At 41.5% G+C, this 17,871-nt stretch carries 10 protein-coding genes; 7 read left to right on the top strand and 3 right to left on the bottom strand.

Annotated elements, in window-relative coordinates; translation table 11 throughout:
* The first annotated feature begins 536 nt into the window (after positions 1-536).
* From BS333_RS07305 to BS333_RS07280, 6 genes are all read left to right on the top strand, one after another.
* Positions 537-1,898 carry a bifunctional NUDIX hydrolase/phosphatase PAP2 family protein gene (locus tag BS333_RS07305; RefSeq protein WP_021711759.1) on the top strand — a complete coding sequence of 454 codons (1,362 nt, stop codon included), beginning with the start codon at positions 537-539 and terminating at the stop codon, positions 1,896-1,898.
* Between the two features lie 395 nt (positions 1,899-2,293).
* On the top strand, positions 2,294-4,417 hold the full coding sequence (locus BS333_RS07300) for an LruC domain-containing protein (protein ID WP_021711758.1): 2,124 nt from the start codon (positions 2,294-2,296) through the stop codon (positions 4,415-4,417).
* 12 nt (positions 4,418-4,429) lie between these two features.
* A complete protein-coding gene (locus tag BS333_RS07295) occupies positions 4,430-4,894 on the top strand; it encodes a hypothetical protein (RefSeq protein WP_021711757.1) in 465 nt (154 codons plus the stop codon).
* 178 nt (positions 4,895-5,072) lie between these two features.
* The gene (gene queE / locus BS333_RS07290; protein WP_033004509.1) at positions 5,073-5,723 is read left to right on the top strand and encodes a 7-carboxy-7-deazaguanine synthase QueE; all 651 of its coding nucleotides are present in this window, start codon (positions 5,073-5,075) and stop codon (positions 5,721-5,723) included.
* 14 nt (positions 5,724-5,737) lie between these two features.
* Positions 5,738-6,424, top strand: coding sequence for a 7-cyano-7-deazaguanine synthase QueC (gene queC, locus BS333_RS07285; RefSeq protein WP_021711755.1), 687 nt, complete (start codon positions 5,738-5,740; stop codon positions 6,422-6,424).
* Between the two features lie 210 nt (positions 6,425-6,634).
* Positions 6,635-7,666: a TAXI family TRAP transporter solute-binding subunit gene (locus BS333_RS07280; RefSeq protein WP_021711754.1), complete on the top strand. Its 1,032-nt coding sequence runs from the start codon at positions 6,635-6,637 to the stop codon at positions 7,664-7,666.
* A gap of 139 nt (positions 7,667-7,805) precedes the next feature.
* Here BS333_RS07280 and BS333_RS07275 read toward each other — a convergent pair whose 3' ends face one another.
* The 3 genes from BS333_RS07275 to BS333_RS07265 form a co-directional block, all read right to left on the bottom strand.
* Positions 7,806-8,156: a DUF2750 domain-containing protein gene (locus BS333_RS07275; protein ID WP_021711753.1), complete on the bottom strand. Its 351-nt coding sequence runs from the start codon at positions 8,154-8,156 to the stop codon at positions 7,806-7,808.
* A gap of 235 nt (positions 8,157-8,391) precedes the next feature.
* Complete coding sequence (locus tag BS333_RS07270; protein WP_050568074.1) at positions 8,392-8,949, bottom strand: OmpA family protein; 558 nt, start codon at positions 8,947-8,949, stop codon at positions 8,392-8,394.
* A gap of 229 nt (positions 8,950-9,178) precedes the next feature.
* Complete coding sequence (locus tag BS333_RS07265) at positions 9,179-10,459, bottom strand: TolC family outer membrane protein (RefSeq protein ID WP_033004503.1); 1,281 nt, start codon at positions 10,457-10,459, stop codon at positions 9,179-9,181.
* A gap of 658 nt (positions 10,460-11,117) precedes the next feature.
* Between BS333_RS07265 and BS333_RS07255 the strand changes: the two genes are divergently transcribed.
* Positions 11,118-17,864: a Calx-beta domain-containing protein gene (locus BS333_RS07255; protein ID WP_101903868.1), complete on the top strand. Its 6,747-nt coding sequence runs from the start codon at positions 11,118-11,120 to the stop codon at positions 17,862-17,864.
* The last annotated feature ends 7 nt before the right edge of the window (positions 17,865-17,871 follow it).

Here is a 17,871-nt window from a genome sequence, read left to right as displayed (position 1 = left end):
TATGCGATCTCGTTGGGTAATTCTATAAATATAAACAACAAAGAAATGAAACTGTTTCTGCTTAAAGTCCAGACTAGTAGGTCGTCTCGTTAAAAAACGATTTATGCTATACACAAGTGGCCTTAACTCTCAGAATTTGTAAACGATTCTCAATGTAGAGCCACTATATCTTCGAATCGTTGCCGCGCCTGAGAGCTAAGGTCATCTCGCTGAACGTAGCATCTTGAGGTTACTTGGGTATACAAGTTAAAAGTGGGGCCAGATAAGGTAATCCACAGTATTAATTTATGTATGTAATCAAAAAATATACTAAATTTAAAAAAGTCGTTACTAGAAAGTAATATAAATAAGGAAGAGGGCTGATAATGAGGCGTGCCTGTATCAAATTGTATATTCCCAATATTTTTTCTAAGTCTCGATATGAAACCTATTTTTATCTAAGTCCAAAATTAATTTTTACATATTTAAAGGTCTAGCTTGTGTTAAAGCCATGTTCTTACATCATACTTTTTGTTTTTCTCTTGTTGAGTGACTTTATGGTTAGTCAGGCATCTGCACAAGAAAAAGTTGATGCGGTAAACTGTATCATAAGAGCGGATAACAAGCTTGTTGTAACGCATGAAGTTTTGACGAATAAGCTCTCAGTCCCAGGAGGGCACTACAACATTGGTGAAAGCTATAGAGCAGCGGCAGAAAGACAAGTTTGGGAAGAAACTGGTTTAGTGGTTAAAGCTGACAAAGAGCTTGGTCGATTTAATAATATTATATTTTTCGATTGTTTACCAAAAAGTGAACTACTTGCTTTCTATGCCACAAATAACTTTGGTGGGCATGAATTCCCAATATGGTTTGCACCAGACTACGGTTCATACAGTGCATCAGCAATGTTTATCGATCCGTATGGGGTAGATTCTGCCTCGTATCGTTTTCCTCTGGAATGGAAACAAGTTAGAGATTTCTTTGTGATGGCTTCTGATAACCAATTGCGATTTACAAATGATATGATTGAGTCGACCTCTAAAGTTAGGCAAAAAGAATTAAAGTGGTTGAGTGATTTTCAAAATTGGTTCAATACTTTATCAATGAGTAGCCGCGACTGGGCTATTTTAGTTGCGATTGGTTTGATGAGCCTAGCAGGGCCTACAGCAAAATTATTTTTGTTTCCTTTCATTATTTGGAGATATGGTCACTCTTTTACGTATCGAGTTTTCTTTGCAATTTCAGTTTGTTCCATTATTGTTTTGATCGCGAAACAGACCTTTACCTTACCTAGGCCGCATGTATACACTCCCATGGCAGAGTTATTTCATAGTTCTGGTTTCAGTACACCAAGCTTAAGCGCAACAATTTGGTTTTGCATATTAGTTCTGTTTTTTAAGAAAACCGGTAAGTTTGGCAACAATCGCTATACATGGTTAGCTTTTTTGGTCACCGTTTTAGTTATGGCCAGTAAATTCTTTTTAGCCACATTGTTTATGACGGATATCCTTGTGAGTGCCTTCTTAGGTAGTCTCATAGCATGGCATATCTATCGTTTAGATGACAAACCAAATCTTGATGTCAATAAAGTATTAGCTTCAAAAGGGATATGGGTAATTTTAACGGCTATTACCTTGATATTTACAATCATTTGGCCTATACCGCCTTTAAAAATTTGGTTAGGGATCTTTTTGGCGTCCGCTTTATTGAGAATACCGTTTAAAGGTAGAGAGCTCCAACTGAGCTTTCGTAAAATGATATTGTCTATTACTGTGCTTGTTGGTACCAGCTTTCTTTTAATGTACCTTACTTCTTTGCTTACCCACAGTCATTTCTGGCCAGAGCTTTTGCTAATTGTTCATTACCCTCTATTAATGCTGATTATTATGCTGCTTGCTAAAAAGCCGAGCAATAGCTAATGTTGCACAGTTTTTTTGAAAAATAAGAAAGGTCCTATATTTATTCCTTTGCCACAATGTTCTCTTTTTAATCAAGTACTTTTTTAAGCAAGTATCTTGCAGTTGAATTCGGGGGGGTATATTACTGGTGCCACATAAGTACTCTCATTTTGAGAATTTAAAAGTCATAATGAAGATTAAATTGTGCGAGTTTTAGTAAAATAAAATCTGAATTACATTTAACTTATTGATATTAAATTAACTTATCTTTAAGTGTTAAAAAACATATTAATTGGCCTTAATATTGCTTTATTGACACTGGTAATGTGAGATTTCTTCAAATGACATACGTTGATCTCCACAAACATCCACTCTGTGCAGACAATCAAATACGTTAACCACAAGAGAGATAAGTTATGATAGCTAAAACAAAGCTGGCATCACTGTGTTTACTTAGTTTGGCCAGCGCAAATATTTATGCTTCAAGCGTGATAGATTTGGATTTTTCCAATCACCTAGAAGCGACTAATTCCAGCGTTTCTTGGGCTGGGCCTGTTTTTACTGGCCCAGACATGCATTTTGTAGGGGTAGGCACGCATGATGGCAAAACTATAGACGCTAAAGTCACAAGTAGTGTTTTTGGTGATGCCACATTTTTATGGCATGCGCCGAATTATAATCAATTAAGCGGCTCTCAACCTCTTGGGGATATCGGTTTTTTATATCAAACCAACTCACCAGGTAATGCGGGCTTAACTTATGTTTTTGAATTTTTCGATGGTACCGATGGTTTATCTGGCACCTTCTCTGTACCGTACATTATCCCTGAGTTTGAGTTTATTGGTTATGACATAGATGGTGAACCAGTACAATCCGAGCAGGTAAGAGTATTCAAAAGTGAAGGCTTTTATAGCTACCAACTTGGTAGTGGTGCGGCAAGCTTGACGGCTCAAGAGAGTCCCGATGGTCAGTCAGTGTTGTTCACAGGACCAGGAACCAACTTCTCAGAAACGGATACATCCGGTGCTGTTAAATTTACTTACAAAAATACATCAATCGTTACATTGCAGTTTGAAACTGTTACCACATCTGCTTCTGGCTTTCCAAACCCCATCTTCTCGGCGTTTGATGGTAACTGGGATTTAGCTGGATTTGACACGCCAACCACATCAAACAGTGACTTTGATTACGGTGATGCGCCAGATACTTACAAAACTCTTCTAGCAAGTGATGGTCCGCAACACGCATTGAGTAGTTCCCTTTATTTAGGTAGCTCGGTTGATGCTGATCCTGATGGTCAACCAAATCCGACATCGACTGGTGATGACTTTGATGTTGATGGTAATGACGATGACGGTATTACGCCTTTAACTAACTTTGAAATCGGCCTTGATGCATTAATTAATGCTCAAGTCGTTGGCGAAGGTTACCTTCATGCTTGGGCTGACTGGGACATGAATGGAACATTTGATGCTGATGAGCAAATTCTGAAAAACTACAACGTCACAACTGGGGCTAATGTTATCCCTATTCGTGTTGGTGATGACGCCATAGTAGGAAATGTGCAAACTCGTTTCAGATTGTCTTCATCTCCTAATTTGCCAAGTACAGGTTACGCCGGTGATGGTGAAGTTGAGGACCGCGTATTTGATGTGGTTGACCCTGAAACGACTATTCAAACTTCCGACTACTACACCGCTGCTTTCGAAGATAACTGGCCAGAAATGGGCGACTTTGACTTAAATGATGTAGTCACCTATTACCGTACAAAAGTTATAAGCAAAGATGGCAATGTGTTGCGTTTAGACATTGAAGGTACGATTACTGCCTACGGTGCATCATACAGTAATGGTTTGGCTTGGAAATTAGACGGCTTCGCTGAAAGTGATGTCAACCTTCAATTGTCACGCGTTACTAAAAATGGTCAGTTACGAAATGGTATCTCACCATTCACTGGAGAAGACAAATCTGTTGCATCACCTGGTGGTGATCTTGTTGTGGTTGCTTCGGTTAATCTTTTAGATGACATTCCGATTCATGGTGAGTGTATTTATCACCGTACTAACCCATCATGTAATCCATCTCTTGAATCTTCACAGATGACCTTCAGCGTGTCTCTTCCATTTAATGATGGTTCGGAGCCAACCGTGACTTCTTTACTTCCATTAGACGGTCATGACCCATTCATTTTTGCATCAGGTGAAGGCTCTTACCATGGGGAAATTTTCACAGTACCTCCTGGTAAAGATTTAGAAATTCATACAGCTGATTTCCCACCGACTTCTCGTGGCACACTTGTATCGACTTTCTACGAGCAAGCTGATGATCGCTCTGACCCTTCTATCTCTAAATACTACCGTACAGATGGTAATCTCCCATGGGGTATTATCATTCCATCAATATGGAATCATCCATCTGAGTATATTGATGTGAGTGTGGCTTATCCTGACTTTGCGGAATGGGCGGTATCTGGTGGTTCTTCAAAACCAACTTGGTATCTCAATCCAGAATCAAGCCAAACTTGGACAACCAGTGATTAATAAGGAGGATTTATGAAAGCATGTAAATTATTATTCAGTAGTGCAGCCGTACTCTTCCTATTCGGTTGTGGTGGTGGTGATTCCGGCTCAGGCAGTGCTGCGCCACCCGTGAGCACTCAGGAAGACCCAGTGGTTGTCGATACTGGAGTAACAAGCGGTATTACTGAAAACTTAGTCGTACCAGAAGATTTTGATTTTTCTTCTGAATCAGAAGTAGCGATTGAATTAACGGTTGCCAGTAATCAGCTAAATCGAGGTTATTTAAGTGTGTATACTGATAGTAGAGAGGGAGTCGTTGATTATACTTCTCAGATTATCAGATCACCGGTCAAATCAGGACAAACCTTTGACAGTGTTATAATGTTGCCTAACCACTCCGATTCAATATGGGTTGAAGTATGGTACCCAACCGATCTAGACAGTACAATTAAACAAAGAGTCGCAGTAGTGGATGGAGTAGCAAAAGCACAGCTTTAATGTTTCCTCCTTTCTAACTAAAACCGAGTGAGCCCCTCACTCGGTTTCTCTTTGTTCAGGTCAGGTATATTTATTTAATTAATACCTTGTTTGAATTGACCTTATGCTCGCACTCGATTAATGTCTGCTCTCGATGTTTTATAAGCAAGTGAGTTCTACATTGTATAAGTTAAACGAGATGTTTGAAACCATCCAAGGAGAGGGGGTATTTACTGGGGTGCCTGCGGTTTTTGTCCGATTACAAGTGTGTCCAGTTGGATGTTCTTGGTGTGATACTAAGCAAACATGGTTTGCAGAAGAAACAGACAGAGTACAAATTGGTGATATCTTATTAAAAAAAGAAGACACGCCAACATGGTGCTTTGTTACTGCAGATGAAATAATCGCCGAGTACAAAAAGCAAGGATTCAACGCGCAACACATTGTTATTACTGGTGGGGAACCGTGTATCTATGATTTACGTCCTTTGACTCATGCCTTTGAGGAATTAGGCTGCCAATGTCAAATTGAGACCAGTGGTACCTCTGAGATAACCACTTCTGAATCTTCGTGGGTTACTGTCTCACCTAAAGTAGCCATGAAAGGAAAACTTCCCGTTTTACACAGTGCATTAAGAAGAGCCAATGAAATTAAACACCCAGTTGGTACTCAAAAAGACATTGAACAATTAGACCACCTTTTATCTTCTGCTAATTTAACGTCGCAGCCAGTTATTGCTCTGCAACCTATTAGTCAAAAACCGCGTGCAACAAAGTTATGTATTGATACTTGTATTGAGCGTAATTGGCGTTTATCAATTCAAACACATAAATATTTAAATATTGCTTAGGCTAGGAGAAGGAAATGAAGAAAGCCGTTGTTGTTTTTAGTGGTGGACAAGATTCAACCACATGTTTAGTTCAGGCTTTAAAGGAATTTGATGAAGTACATGCTATAACATTTGATTATGGACAAAGGCACAGACTTGAAATTGATGTTGCCCAAAAACTTGCAAAGGAACTGAATGTTGCAGCTCACAAAATCATGAATGTTGAGCTTTTGAATGAGCTAGCCATAAGCTCATTGACTAGAGAAGATATTCCAGTATCTCATGACCTTCAAGACAACGGTTTGCCTAATTCATTTGTCCCTGGCCGTAATATTCTGTTTTTGACCTTAGCTGGAATCTATGCATATCAGATCGGTGCACAAGCAGTCATTACTGGTGTTTGTGAAACAGACTTTAGTGGTTACCCTGATTGTAGAGATGATTTTGTCAAGACAATGAACTCTGCACTTGTTAAAGGAATGGACCGAGAGTTTGAGGTTAAAACACCACTGATGTGGCTTAATAAAGCTGAAACTTGGGCTCTGGCGGATCAATACCATTCATTACAAATGATTCGCGAACAAACTTTGACGTGTTACAACGGGGTCATTGGCGATGGGTGTGGTGATTGCCCTGCGTGTGACTTAAGAAAATCGGGTCTTGAGGAATACTTAAATAACAAAGAGTCTGTTATGCAATCGCTAGTGCATAAGCAGAAGTAAAATTCCAACTATCTGTCTATTAGAAGTTTTTTCTTCAAATTTATATGTACTTGGGAAGCTCACTTGTCTTTTCCAAGTACATTTCTTATTCTTAATAAGCTTCAAACGGTTTCAAGATTCATGCACCTTAAGGTTACTTAGGCATATTTATGCTTAAAGTTCTCAGTATTGCATATACTTAATATGTAATTAATTAATAGAGAGCGTAACATGGAATTGAAATCGTTTTTCTTATTGGCAGCATGTGGTCTGGCCTTGCCCTGGAGCCAATCGTTACAGGCAAAAGAGTTTGTCACAATGGGCACTGGGGGAGTAACAGGAATTTATTATCCAGCAGGGGCTTCTGTATGTAAACTTATTAATACCCACCGACGTGAACATTCAGTTCGTTGTTCTATTGAATCGACGAAAGGATCAATTGAAAATATCCAGCGGCTTCGTGATGGCAAAATAGATTTTGCTTTAGTTCAATCTGACTGGAAGCATCACGCTTATGTTGCTGATTCTATTTACTCTGGAAATGAACCATTTACAGAGTTGAGAACCTTATTCTCCTTACACACTGAATCTTTTAATTTGATTGTAGGTAAAGATTCTAGCATTTTTAAGGTTCAAGATTTAGTGGGGAAAACAATTAATATTGGCCTTCCGGAATCTGTCGAACGTGTTGACATGGAGATGGTCATGGAGTCATTTGGTTGGGATAGCAGCGATTTTAAGGCATTAAAAGAAATAAAAAAAACCGAACAAGCACAAGCTTTATGTGATGGGTATATTGATGCATATCTTGACATGATGGGGCACCCAAGTGCTCGTATCGAAGTTGTACTGGATGGATGTGATGCAAGGCTTGTTCCTGTGACAGGTGAAGAAATCGATAATTTAATGGCTTCGCACAGTTACTTTATTCCAAGTGTTGTCAAAAAAAATGTTTACCCTTCTATGAAGAAGGATATTCCGAGCTTTGGGGTGACTGCCACACTAGTGACAACAAGCGATGTTAGTGAAGAGGTTGTGTATAACATGGTGAAATCGGTGTTTGAATACTTTGATGATTTCAAGAATACTCATCCTGCGCTTAAACCTTTAGATAAAAAGGGGATGATTATTGGAGGGTTGTCTACGCCATTACATCAGGGTGCCATTCGGTACTATCGAGAAGCTAACTTGTTAACCCAAGAAGAACTTAATCAAGCAAGGCATGGAAAGAAGTATGATTCACAGGGGCATAATAGCCATTAAGTCTGTATTAAAAGTAACCTGAACAAAAAAGGCCGCATTTCATGATGGGGCCTTTGTTCTTATGACTACCTGTGCCTTATAACTAACTATGTCTTACAACCATTGGCATCTTATAACCATCGGCTTTAAAAAGGCGTTTTTAGAGGTATAGCTTAGCTAAATCTTGCGGTTCAACTTCTTTGCCTTCTAATTGTGCATTCCAGTTAGCGCCAATAAGTACGCCATCTTCGGCAAGAGTCAGTAGCCAGTCTTCAACAAAAATATCTAAAGGTATTTCTAATACTTCAAAATCAGCCCACTCTTCAACGTTATGTGCCTGAGCATCTTCTTTAGCTGACCAGAAGGGCATTACTTCGCTGTTTTCGAATTCAGTTGAGTCACAGGAAAGCCAACCTTCCTCATTTCTTAATCCCCACACCAATTGATTTTCTTTCGATTCACTGATGAAAAGATCAAGGTTAGCTTGGGTATCTGATGTAAGTTTACTCATTGTAACACTCTCTCTATTATGACGTAGCAAGCCTATCATTATAATTGAAATTTCAAAAGTCTATTATTTCTTTAGGCAATTTGCTTGAGTATACGTAATTGGCCTCAAAGTTCTCTGAATCAAACATCTTGAGGCCACTCGGGTACATGTCCCAAAAAAAGAAAAAGAGCTTTCTAAGCCCTTTTTCATCCATACTCGTACTGTTAAGCTAAAGTTATCTTCTCAGGAGACAATATTAGCTTTTGGGGAAAGTCGTGAATATGGTCCACTCCATAAGTACTTGGTTTTTTTCACCAACAACGGATGCCACGACCCTTCGATTGAATGCATGGCTTCTTTCGTCAGTGCCATTGGTTGCAGGATTGGTACTCCCATAGCCTATGATATTAATACGCTCAGCGTTAATACCATAATTTAGCAACTCTTTGCGTACACTTTCAGCCCTTCTTTTTGATAAATCAATATTCTGTTGGGCGTTGCCTGTTAGACTCGCGTAGCCTTCAATCTCAACAGTTGTATTAGGGTATTCTTTCAAAAATTCAGCAAGTTCTATAATCTCATCGGAGAAGATAGGGTTGATTTTATCAGAGTTATTGGCAAAGAGAACACGAAGGTCCATAGATGCAGGCGTCATAAAGTATTTACTGCAGCCATCATTATCTACTTCAGCACCAGTCGGGGTCTCTAGGCAAAGATCACGCTCATTTATCACACCATCATGATCATCATCGTGATGATCTGCCACCTGAGGTGCCACTGGAGGGTCAATATAATCAAATTCATCGTTTTGAATATGAGGAGAATTAACACTGAAGTGATAATCGGTTTCAGTGGTTTTTTCATCATTATTGCTTAATTCAGCAGAGATGTGAGCAGACTTGTTGGGGAGGTCGTATTGGTGCAGTTTATCACCACTTTGGGAAATTTTGTTTTTGCCTGTAACTTTATCATCACTGTTTTGTTGAGCACTGCACGCTGCTAAAACAAGAGATGATAAAATGATAACGAAGTAATTATTCATTTTAGTACTCCATTTTTTCTAACCATTGCTCAGGAACTTCTATTCTTAATGCATCTAATAGTTGCCCCGTTGCATGCATCACACGAAACTTCGCATATTGTTCATCATATTTGATGTCTAAATATCCTTTTCTCGCTTCGAATAGCTCGTTTTTTGCATTAAGTAAATCGAGCATGGTTCGTTTACCGATCTTGTATTGTTTGGAGTAGGCAATAACGGTTTCCGCTGCTGAATCGACGTGGTCTGCAAGAAATTCTTTTTGTTGAACAGTTAGATCGAGTGCACTCCAAGAAAGCATCAGACTTTCTTCTACATCCCGATAGGTGCTTTCTCTAAGATCTTTAGCTTTGTTAAGTTGATAAGCAAAGTGCTCGGTATTGGCTGAGTCACTCCCTCCGTTATATAGGTTATATCGCATCTTTGCCATAGCGAGTGTTTCTTCACTACGTCCTTTGATCCCGCCAGCATCATAACGCCAAGTTTGTGATGCTTCGACAGATAAAGTAGGGTAGTTTACACCTTTGGAAAGTTTGTATTGGAACTTAGCTGCATCCACATCTGCTTTGGCAATGCGGATAACTGAATGTGTGTCGTGAGCGAGCTTATTTGCCTCTTCAAGAGATTTTGGAATGTAATTATCATCTGCGTGAGGAAATATAGGCCCCAAAGGAGCTTGACCGACCAAGTGTGTAAAAAGAGTATGCGAATCATATAAATTATTTTGAGCTGCAGCTAAATTACCGTGAGCCTTAGCTAAACGAGCTTCAACTTGGTATAGATCAGCAACAGAACCCAAGCCAGAAGAAACTTTTCTTTGAACCTCTTTGTAAATTTGCTTGTGAACCGCTAAATTACTTTCAGAAAGGTTCAAGATATCAAAAGCTTCTGTAGCTTCTAAGTAGACTTTAGCCACTTCCAATGCAATGTCAGATGCTTCCGTTAACAATTGTAGTCGTATAGATTCGGCTTCTGCTGCGGTTCGATCAATATCATAAAGAGTAGAACTGCCATCCCAAATGAGTTGTGAGAGGGTAATCGAGACTTCTTTCTTGACCATGTTAGTATTATCTATGCCCAATTCATCAGAGGGCTTTAAACCTTCATGGCCGATACTCGCGTCCAAAAATACCTTTGGAAGATAAGCTCCTTCTGAAGCCTCGTGTTGATATTTGCTGCTTTGAAATTCATTAAAAGCAGCTTTGATGTCGGTGTTGGATTGTAATGTTAACACAACAGCTTGTTCTAATGTTTGGGAGAAGCATTGTGACGATACAAAGGTCATCAAGCTGCTTAAGTAGGTTGAATATAACAGTTTATTCTTCACGCCCGCACTCCATGCAAAACTGGTTAAAATAGAACTTCATATAATTCACTAAAAGTTTATCTCTGCTAGCCTTCGTAACTTAAATAATAATTCTATTATAATCACATTAGCACATATGTCGGACTTTGCTTAATTTGATTTTTATAGTGCAACTTCTTATAAATTATGATGATTTGATGAGAAAATGACTTTTAAATTAAAAATCAATTTGAGAATTTATAAATTAATTTATCTTCTTAGAAATTCTTACAACGATTTGTGTTATCAAATGGCCATTAAATTTTTTCAATTTGAAAACTACATTAAAAAACGCTATTGGTCTGTTTTTACGCTTTTTTATTACTTTGATTTAAAACTTCGCTACTTTGACAGTCTGTTTGTCTTAAAAATATCACAGTGTAAAGAACATAAAAATGTATGACTAACAGAGAATATCTGCGTATTGATACATGGAATGAATATTGCAAATTCTGTATTTGGTACAGGAAAGTTATTGAAAGCTCATTGCACGACGACGTTATACCTTCATTTTAAAGTTTTAATTTTTAACCTGATAAAAGTGCAATGTAAGTCTCCAAGGAAGTGCTGATAGAAGCACAATAATATCGAGGTAATTATGGCACAACTAACCTTACGCTCACTACTATTCAGCAAGATTGTTGTTATCGGTTTAGACGGAAGTTTGAGGGAAGTTGACCAAGCTTCAGGTCTTACTGAAGGGGAAGTAATAATTACTAGAGATAGCAATACAAGGATACAGCAAATTTCTCAAGACGGAACTGCTGTAGATATTACAGATGATATTGCTAATGTTATCGAAACCATTGAGCAAGGCGGAGATCCGACGGCAAATGAGAATGCTGCTCCCGCAGCAGGTGAAGCTAGTACTGGTTCCAGTCTGCAAGCTAGCGGCTCCATTGAACGAACTGGAGAAGAGAGAATAGCTGGCACAGAGTTTGTTACCCAAGGCCTCAGCTCTATCAGTCTAACCGACTCACAATTTGTTGCTATAGCGGAACTAAATGTCAATGGTTTTCTTTCATCAGGTTTAACAGATCCTGCTGTAGTTTCTATAAACTCGCCATCTGTGTCAGAAGGTGAAGATATTAAATTTGATATAAGCTTTGATCAAATCACAGAATCAGACACGCAGGTGGTACTTTCATTAAACGATATTTCAGCTACTGGTGAGGTAGACTTTTCTAGTGGTGTTGTTTCATTATTACTACAAAATGGATCTCAGCAGACACTTATTATTAATGAAGCAGGGGAGTTCGTAGCAAATATACCTTTAGGGAATGACAGCTTCTCTATATTTGTTCAAAGCTTCCAGGATAGTGTTTATGAAGGCACTGAATCATTTGTTTTGAAAGGTGCTACAACGACACAAGATATACCTGCTTCTGGCACAGCCACCATTGTGGATGACGGCAGTGGCCCGGGTCCAAACCCTGATGATGATCGCCCAGTGGTGTCGATTAATGACGCGGGCACAGTGAACGAAGGAGAAACCGCGAGCTTTGTCGTATCACTGAGTAACCCAGCTGAAATGGACGTGCAAGTTCAACTCACTCTAAATGCTGGCGATACCGAAGCAGGTGACCTTGGCGCGTTGGAATACAACACCGGCAGCGGTTGGGTAACATTACCTGCGGATGGTTTGGTGACTGTCCCTGCAGGTATGACCGAGTTTGATGTGCGCGTGCCATCAACCAGTGATGATGTGTATGAAGGCCCAGAGAACTTCAGTATTGGTGTCAACGGTGTTGGCGCAGTTCAAGGTACTGACAATGGCACCGCCACCATCGTGGATGACGGAACAGGTCCGGGACCAAACCCTGATGATGATCGCCCGGTTGTCTCGATTAATGATGCAGGCACGGTGAACGAAGGTGAAACCGCGAGCTTTGTAGTATCACTGAGTAATCCAGCTGAAATGGACGTGCAAGTTCAACTCACTCTAAATGCTGGCGATACCGAAGCAGGTGACCTTGGCGCGTTGGAATACAACACCGGCAGCGGTTGGGTGACACTACCTGCGGATGGATTAGTCACTGTTCCAGCAGGTATAACCGAGTTTGATGTACGCGTACCATCAACCAGTGATGATGTGTATGAAGGCCCAGAGAACTTCAGTATTGATGTCACCGGTGTTGGCGCAGTTCAAGGTACTGACAATGGCACCGCCACCATCGTGGATGACGGCACAGGTCCGGGACCAAACCCAGATGATGATCGCCCAGTGGTGTCGATTAATGACGCAGGCACAGTGAACGAAGGTGAAACCGCGAGCTTTATAGTGTCACTGAGCAATCCATCTGAAATGGATGTTCAAGTTCAACTCACTTTAAATGCTGGCGATACCGAAGCAGGTGACCTTGGCGCGTTGGAATATAACACCGGCAGCGGTTGGGTGACACTACCTGCGGATGGTTTGGTGACTGTTCCAGCAGGTATGACCGAGTTTGATATTAGAGTTCCAACGGTGGATGACTCCAACTACGAAGGTCCAGAGAACTTCAATATTGATGTGACTGGCGTTGGCGCGGTTCAAGGTACTGACAATGGCACCGCCACCATTGTGGATGACGGCACGGGGCCGGGACCAAACCCAGATGACGATCGTCCGGTTGTCTCGATTAATGACGCGGGCACAGTGAACGAAGGCGAAACCGCAAGCTTTATTGTGTCACTCAGCACCCCATCAGAGATGGATGTTCAAGTTCAACTTACACTCAATGTCGGTGATACCGAAGCGGGTGACCTTGGCGCGTTGGAATACAATACGGGCAGCGGTTGGGTGACATTACCTGCGGATGGATTAGTGACTGTCCCAGCAGGCATGACCGAGTTTGATGTGCGCGTACCTTCAACCAGTGATGATGTGTACGAAGGCCCAGAGAACTTCAGTATTGATGTCAACGGTGTTGGCGCAGTTCAAGGTACTGACAATGGCACCGCAACCATCGTGGATGACGGCACAGGTCCGGGACCAAACCCAGATGACGATCGCCCAATGGTGTCGATTAATGACGCGGGCACAATCAACGAAGGCGAAACCGCGAGCTTTATTGTGTCACTCAGCACGCCGTCTGAAATGGATGTTCAAGTTCAACTCACTCTAAATGCTGGCTATACCGAAACAGGTGACCTTGGCGCGTTGGAATATAACACCGGCAGTGGTTGGGTGACATTACCTGCCGATGGTCTGGTGACTGTTCCAGTAGGTATGACCGAGTTTGATATTAGAGTTCCAACGGTGGATGACTCCAACTACGAAGGTCCAGAGAACTTCAATATTGATGTGACTGGCATTGGCGCAGTGCAAGGCACCGATAACGGCACCGCCACCATTGTTGATGACGGCAGTGGCCCGGGACCAAACCCAGATGACGATCGTCCAACGGTTTATATCAATGATGTAGGTATAGTCAATGAAGGGGAAACCGCTCAGTTTGTAGTTTCTTTAACCAATGCTATTAATGTTGAAGAACAGGTTCAATTGACCCTTAACCTCGGTGATACAGAAATTGGCGATTTAGGTACTGTTGAATACAACACGGGCAGTGGCTGGAATAGCTTACCGCCTAATGGAATTGTCACTATTCCTGCTGGACTGAGCCAATTTGATGTCAGAGTACCTTCAGTCAGTGATGAAGTTTACGAAGGTTTAGAAGATTTCTCACTAACCGTTACGGGTTTGGGTGCGATTCTTGGTTCAGACACTGGTGTTGCCGCTCTTATTGATGATGGAACAGGTCCGGGGCCGAATCCTGATGATGATCGCCCTATGGTATTTATTAGTGATGCCGGAACTGTTGTTGAGGGGGAAATCGCAAACTTCGTTGTGTCTTTAAACAATCCAACTGAAGCCGAAAGTCAAGTTCAGATCACGCTTAATATGGGAGATACCCAAGTCGCAGATTTGGCCGGGTTGGAATATAACACTGGCAGCGGTTGGGCAGTCTTACCAAACGATGGAATTGTCACTATTCCTGCCGGTATGACAAACTTTGATGTACGTGTCCCAACCGTTATCGATTCTGTATATGAAGGAATTGAAGACTTCAGTGTTAGCGTAACGGGCCTTGGTAATGTTCAAGGCGCAGATACGGGTATGGCGTCGATCATTGACCAGAATACCGCTCCGATAATATCAGCAATTACAGATGCGGTTGTTTCTGAAGAAGGGCTAGCAGGTGGGATACCTGATTCAGTTGGTGTGCCAAACGATACAACCAATGCCCCGAGTTTTAATGGCTCGTTCACCCTAGAAGATTTAGGTTCAGACAATTTATCCGTGGTCTTAGCTGGGCCAAGTGACCTTGTTTCTTCTGGTGAACCGGTATTTTGGTCTTGGGACACTGGTTCTCAAGCCTTGACGGCTTCTACGGCGAGTGTTGCCAATGTTGCAACAGTCGTTTTAACCGAGCCTTCTCCTTCTGGACAGGGTAATTGGGGTTACACCGTCACTCTATTTGAGCCCATTGATCACCCAGATAATGACATGGAAGATGTATTATCGTTTGATTTACAGCTTACAGTAAGCGATGGGCTGCTCACAACTACCGACTCAATTAATGTTGTGGTTGAAGACGACAGTCCTTATGTGGATCAATCCATTCCAGCCGTCACTGTCGCACTGACTGGTCTTCCTGAAACCGTCAGCGGTAAAGTGAGTTTTACTGGCTGGGAAGACGATGCGCTTAGCCGAACATTTAATGATATTGAAGTCACCGCAGTTGGCTTTATGTCTGATGAATCGACTGTGCTTGGTGCTGCGGAAGTCAATCAATCTCATCTGGGTATTGGAGTAAAAAGTGTTGGTAACAATGGCTTTGCGCTTCCTAATGAGGTTGACTACCGCTTTGCTGGCGATACTGGTGTATCAGAACAACTTATCTTTGACCTTGGTGACAAAGTTGCCTTTGGTGCTGAAATCGAGTTTGAAATGATGTTCGGTGGCGAGTTAGAGGTTGGTTTGGCTTCTTTTTATCTTGATGGTGTTTTGGTCGACCAAAAACCTTTCAACTCAGATGCGGCGAGTGGCGACTATGCAAAAGACTTTAGCATTCTATCGAGTGGGTTCAATAAGATAGTACTGGAGTCGACGGGCAATGGTAATCAGCCTTTCTCTGCAGACAATAGTGACTTTACTGTTAGAACAATCACATTTACAGGGGTAGACCCAACCAAAGCATTAGCCAATGCCAATGGCACAATCAGTGGATTATATGGTGCGGATGGACCGGGTGAAATAGCCTTACTTGGGGCTGAAAACGGCCTGAAAACCGCTGATGGTGAGCCCATTTATGTCTCGGTTGATCCGTCAAACCCCGATCGTATGATTGGTGAAACTCAAGGTAAAGTTGCTTTTGAAGTTCTGTATACACCGACTTCTGGAGAATGGGAGTTCTTCCAATACCTTCCACTAGCTTTACCAGACGACGGTAGCATTGATTTTTCTTATAACATTACCGATAACGACGGGGATACAAAAGTAGGGCACTTTGCCGTCGCGCCATATTCACCACCAAACTTTAGAGATGATATCGATCTGTTTGTTTCAGAAGAAGGCCAATACCCATCAGGAATAGAAGATGATGTAGCGTTGAACGGCTTCTTAGATACGACAGATTCTTCATCTGATTGGGGGCATTTAACCAATGGAGAAAATATCGATTCTGCCACTCTTGGGATACCTAATGTTACTCTGACCAGTAATGATACGGTTGTCGAATGGAGCTTAACCAACAACGATCAAAGTTTGTTGGGTAAAGTGGATGGTAACCTGATTCTTGAAATAACGATCAACGACAGCGGCACCGTCAACACTGAGCTGTACGGGCCGATTGATCATGCGAACCCGTCAGGTGAAGATGCTCTTGAGTTGTTAGTTCCGGTGAATGTTTCAAATGAACTTGGCCATACTAATACCATTGATGTTCCGGTTGTGATTGAGGATGATTCACCGAACTCGTTGACTATCACTCATGATGTCGTGGCTCAGGATGGTGACAACAATAACATTCAATTAATCTTTGATTTATCTGGTTCCGTAAACGTAGACAATCGTCTTCCATCTATGAAAGATACGGCGACTCAACTGTTGAGCCAATATGAGTCTAGAGGACAAGCTCGTGTACAATTGGTTGTATTTGGTAATGCCGCGGTGACACTATCCGTTGCCGGCGCAACCTGGTTGACCGTTGATGATGCCAAGGCAGCGATTGCAGCATTCATGGGCGGGGGGGAAAGTAATTACCTCGCCGCTATTGAACAGGCACAACTGTCGTGGGATGACAGCGGTAAACTGTTGGATGCTATCAATACCAGTTACTTCCTAAGTAGCAGTCAAGTTACTGAAGTTGCTCCCAGCTTAGATGCTACCAATGAAGCAAGCTGGATTGAACACCTTAGTGACCCAAGTCGACAGATCACAGCACTGTCTTATGGTGTTGGCGTAAATTTAGCTGCGGAACAGCTTGATAGAATTGCCTACGATGGCGCAGTTAATCAAGATTTAGATGGCGTTTCTGTCACTGACTTTAGTCAACTAAATCCGACAATACTCAAAACAGCTATTGTGGCAGTCGAAGGGAACCTGTTATCAACCACCTCGTCTGATACTGGTGTTGGTGCTGATGGCGGCTATATCAGCCTGCTTGAATACTCAGGTCTCACTTTTACGTTCGATGGTACTGCACTTTCTGTGGCAGGTTCGAATAGTGAGGTGCAGCACTCGTTTGACGAAAATGCGATGACACTCACTCTGATCTTTGATGATAAACACACCTTTGAGGTCAATTTGTCAGAAGGTGAATATGCCTTTTATGGTGTAGAAAATGAAATCCCAGAAACGTTAGATTTTAATTACCAACTTACCGATTTTGATGGTGATAAGTCGAGTAATACTTTGCAATTTATTATTGATGAAGACGGCGGTGTTAATGGCGCGGTTGGAGGGGCATTTAATATTGTTGAAGCTGAACTTAATGTCAGTCACGATATCCTTATTGGTAATGATGGAGCAGAAGATATCTTTACATGGAGCAATGACAGCATTGATTCAGGAACGGATGTAATAAGAGGTTTTGAGCGTGACCAAGACACTTTAGATCTCTCACAGATCCTCGATGACACCGATTATGGCTCGGTTGAAGATTTGCTCTACGGCATAAATGTGAATGTGGATGGGGATGATTTATCGCTGGAAATCACACGAGGTGATGGACAATCAATCCAGACTATTGTTATAGAAAATGGCGCGACAGAATTTGATGATATTATTGCAGGTAATATGGACTACGAGAGAGATGTTCTGGCTGTGCTGACTAAGGTTAGTTTAGATCAATCTTTCTAGAAGCAGT

Source organism: Vibrio azureus, from assembly GCF_002849855.1.
Lineage (GTDB): Bacteria > Pseudomonadota > Gammaproteobacteria > Enterobacterales > Vibrionaceae > Vibrio > Vibrio azureus.
The sequence above is the reverse complement of the archived record's forward strand: the minus strand, read 5'-3'. Positions and strand labels throughout refer to the sequence as shown.